Source organism: Nonomuraea antri, assembly GCF_013283785.1.
In the GTDB taxonomy this organism is placed as follows: Bacteria; Actinomycetota; Actinomycetes; order Streptosporangiales; family Streptosporangiaceae; genus Nonomuraea; species Nonomuraea antri.
Genome location: NZ_JABCPZ010000435.1, coordinates 1 through 3,675 on the forward strand (window position 1 = coordinate 1; position 3,675 = coordinate 3,675).

4 protein-coding genes are annotated in these 3,675 nt (G+C 70.6%); 1 reads left to right on the forward strand and 3 read right to left on the reverse strand.

All coding sequences use genetic code 11. The features are described from left to right. Positions 1 to 5: 5 nt before the first annotated feature. Positions 6 to 620 carry a hypothetical protein gene (locus HII36_RS53920; RefSeq protein ID WP_173531159.1) on the reverse strand — a complete coding sequence of 205 codons (615 nt, stop codon included), beginning with the start codon at positions 618 to 620 and terminating at the stop codon, positions 6 to 8. A 100-nt stretch (positions 621 to 720) separates the two neighbouring features. Here HII36_RS53920 and HII36_RS53925 point away from each other — a divergent pair, with 100 nt between their 5' ends. Then, positions 721 to 1,266: an RNA 2'-phosphotransferase gene (locus HII36_RS53925; RefSeq protein ID WP_328808315.1), complete on the forward strand. Its 546-nt coding sequence runs from the start codon at positions 721 to 723 to the stop codon at positions 1,264 to 1,266. A 202-nt stretch (positions 1,267 to 1,468) separates the two neighbouring features. Here the strand turns inward: HII36_RS53925 and HII36_RS53930 are convergent, their stop codons facing one another. After that, positions 1,469 to 2,059: an HNH endonuclease family protein gene (locus tag HII36_RS53930; protein ID WP_236005178.1), complete on the reverse strand. Its 591-nt coding sequence runs from the start codon at positions 2,057 to 2,059 to the stop codon at positions 1,469 to 1,471. Between the two features lie 302 nt (positions 2,060 to 2,361). Continuing rightward, the coding region (locus HII36_RS53935; protein ID WP_173531161.1) for a RiPP maturation radical SAM C-methyltransferase at positions 2,362 to 3,675 on the reverse strand (1,314 nt) is incomplete at its 5' end.

Sequence of the window (3,675 nt, forward strand, 5' to 3'; positions counted from 1 at the left end):
GGGGGTTAGAGGTCGCTGAGGCGGTCGTAGTCCAGGGGGAAGGTGCGGTCGTAGTCGAGCGTGAACGTGCGGTTGATCCACGCCAGGTCCCCCGGTGCCGCCTGACGCCCGTCGGGGTGGCGGGTTTCGCCGGCCACGATGGCCCGCCGGATCTCCGCGATCTCTGCCGAGCAGTCGCGCCACTCGATCAGCCGCCCGTCGCGCAGCACCAGTTCGGCCACGTGCTCGTACTTCCAGGCGGGGTGGAAGCCCATGTGCAGGTACAGGTCGTCGATGAAGTCGCGGCCGAGCAGGAGCGCGCCGGTGAACGGCACGTCCAGGCGCGACGGGGCGAAGACGTGTCCCCAGTCGCCGCGCCGGCCGTGTACGCCGAAGACGGCGGTGCCGCGCCCCACGGGCAGGCCGCGTACCTGCGACTGCGTGTCGAGGGTGAGTTCGGCCAGCAGGAAGCGGCCGGACTCCACGGCGTAGTCGCAGATGTAGCCGCGCCAGCAGGCGGTGTTGGAGCCGATGGGGATGATGCCGTGCGTCTCCGGATCGAACAGCGGCCCGCCATCGATCCCGGCCACTTCGTACCTGACGCCGTCCACGACCACGCTGTCGGAGACCTGAGCAGTCATCGCCCCACCCATCCTCGTGTATGAGGTTCACATGTAAGCATGTCACTCCGGCCTACACAAGGGGTCGCGGCGGCAGGCACGCTCGTTGCAGAATGAGACGATGATGGACGAGCGACGCATGGTGCGTATCTCCAAATATCTGGCCAGATGCCTGCGTCACGACCCGCAGCGCATCGGCATCACGCTCGACCCGCACGGCTGGGTCGGCGTGGACGACCTGCTCAGCGCCGCCGCCACGCACGGCTTCCCGATCACGCCGGACGAGCTCCGGCACGTCGTCGAGTCGAACGACAAGCGTCGCTACGCACTGGAGAACGGCAGGATCCGGGCCAGTCAGGGCCACTCGGTCGCGGTCGACCTCGACCTGCCGGTCACCGAACCGCCCGCGATCCTCTACCACGGCACGGTCCAGGCGAGCGTGGCCGCGATCCGCGCCGAGGGCCTGCGCCGGATGCGCCGCCGTCACGTGCACCTGTCCCCCGACCGGGAGACGGCGACGCGGGTAGGGGCGCGCAGAGGCGTCCCCGTGGTGCTGGTGGTGGACGCCGGGACGATGCATGGCGACGGGCACACGTTCTACGTCAGCGCGAACGGCGTCTGGCTCACCGATCACGTCCCGCCCGGTTATCTGCGTTTCCCGTCCTGAGTGCTGTGTGTTCTGACTGCCGCCTGTCCTGAGTGCCGGCCGTCCTGACTGCCGTCTGTCCTAGGTGCTGGCCATCCTGCGTGCTGGCCATCCTGCGTGCTGGCCATCCTGGACGTCGGCCGTCCTGAGCGCCCGACATGCTGAGTGCCCAAACGTCCTGAGCGCTCGACGTCCTGAGCGGCGGCTGCCTTGGGCGGGCGGGTCAGCGGCGGGCGCAGGTAGTGAGCATTTCGGCCAGGGCGGCGTGTTCGGCGCGGGTGATCGTGAGGCGGTAGCGAGCCTTGATGTCGATCCAGGCCCGGCTGTAGGTGCACCAGTAGGAACGCAGGGGTGGCCGCCACTGGTCGGGTGACTGGTCACCTTTGGACCGGTTCGAGGCCGCCGTGACGGCGATGACCTGAGGTCCTTCGAGGTCGTTCGCAAACTGCTCGCGCCGCGCCTCGCCCCACTCGTGCGCGCCGGATCGCCAGGCCTCGGCCAGCGGCACCAGGTGGTCGACGTCGAGGTCGGACGGGTCGGTGACGGTCTTGCCGTCGTACGGGCTGCGCCAGCTGCCGGAGGTGGCCCGGCACTCGGAGTCGCGTTTGACGCCACGGCCGTCGCGGGCCAGGACGATCTCCCTGGTGTCGCACGAGTCGCCCTGCGAGGACCAGTGCGGGAAGCGTTCGCGATCGTAGCCGGACAGGGAGTACGGCCGGGCGACGACGAGGCCGGCGAGCCGGGCGCGGGCCGCCGGGGCGGAGATGGGCGTCGGCAGATCCGCGGGAGCAGCGGCCAAAGGGGCGTAGGCCATGGGTGCGGCGGCCAACGGTGCAGCGGCCAACGGTGCGGCGGCCAACGGTGCGGCGGCCAACGGTGCGGCGGCCAAGGGCGCGCCAGCAGTAGCGGAGGCTGCGGCGGGGGCGTTGACGAAGGCGGCGGCGGGAGGCAGGAGGACGAGCGGCAGGCCGGCCAGCAGCGGACGCCATGATCGCACAGTGCGCATGGCAATCAGTAAGCCGCCAGAGGTAACTGATCGTAGCGATCATGTCAGCTCTTGACTACTCAGAGTGATATTGCTTACGTCGGGCCGACCGCTGGTTTACCTCGCGGGCGTCAGCGGCCGTGGTTGGCGGGCAAGGCCAGGGCCAGGGCGCGGGGGCCGTCCAGGAAGATCAGGCCGCGCGCCGCGAACTCCAGCAGCGCCTCACGCACCACCTCGACCGGCACCTCATTGGGCGCCTCGTTGCGTGTCTTGTTGGGCGCCTCGTTGGGCGGCTCGTTGGGCGCCTCATTGCGCGGCTCGCTGGGTGCCTCGTTGGGCGACTCCTTGGGTGCCTCGAAGGGCGCTTCGACGGACGCCTCGGACCCGAGCCGGGCGCGGACGGCGGTGGCCGTGATGGGCCGGTCCACGCAGGCCAGGTAGACGTCGGCGAGCAGGCCGTGAAAGGTGTAGGTGCCCTCGCGGCCGGGGTGGCGGCCGTCGTAGATCTGCACGAAACCGGGCGCCGCCCAGAAGGTCAGCACCGGCCGCCGCGCGCCCGACCAGGCCGCCGCCCAGTCGGCGGCGGCCTGCCCCAGCTCCTCGTACGCAACGTCCGGCAGTGCGTGCTCGAATTCGTGCTCGAAGAAGTACGCCACCTTCTCCAGGTCCACCTCCGCCGGGTAGACGTGCCGGTAGCCGGGGTCGGGGCGGCGGTGGCGCACCGGGAACTCCTCGGGACGGGAGTACAGCGGGCTGAACCGCTCCAGCCAGATCCTGGCCGCGCTCTCCGGCGGCCGCAGGTGCGCCAGGTGCGGGATCAGCGCGGCCTGGGCGGCGCAGTCGTCCGCGCGCTCGCCGGGGAAGCCCCACAGCAGGTTCCACGACACCTCGATGCCGTAGTGCTGGGCCCAGCGCAGCACGTTGACGTTCTGCGCGGCGGTGACGCCCTTGCGCATCAGCCGCAGCACCGGTGTGCTCAGCGACTCCAGTCCCGGCTGGATGTGCCGGACGCCGCTCTCGGCCAGCCGTTTCAGCTGGGCCCGGCTCAGGTTGGCCTTGACCTCGTAGAACAGCTCGTAGTCGGAGTCGCGCAGGCGCGGGAACAGCTCCTCCAGGTAGCGCGGGTCGAGGATGTTGTCCACGGCCTCGAACCTGAAGCTGCGGTATCTGCGGGCCTGCTCGGCCAGTTCGGCCGCGACCCGTTCGGGCGACTTGGCGCGGAAGGCCATCGAGGTGCCGTTCAGTCCGCAGAAGGTGCAGTGGTGCTTGGCGCCCCACCAGCAGCCGCGCGCCGACTCGAACGGGATCCACACCTCGCGGTGCTCGGCCGGGGCGAGCAGGCCGAGCGACTCGGCGCGGTCGAAGTACTCGCCGTAGTCGGGCGGCGGCGAGTCGTCGAGCCTCGAGTACGGCGCCGCCCCCGGCACCACCACGACCCCACCACC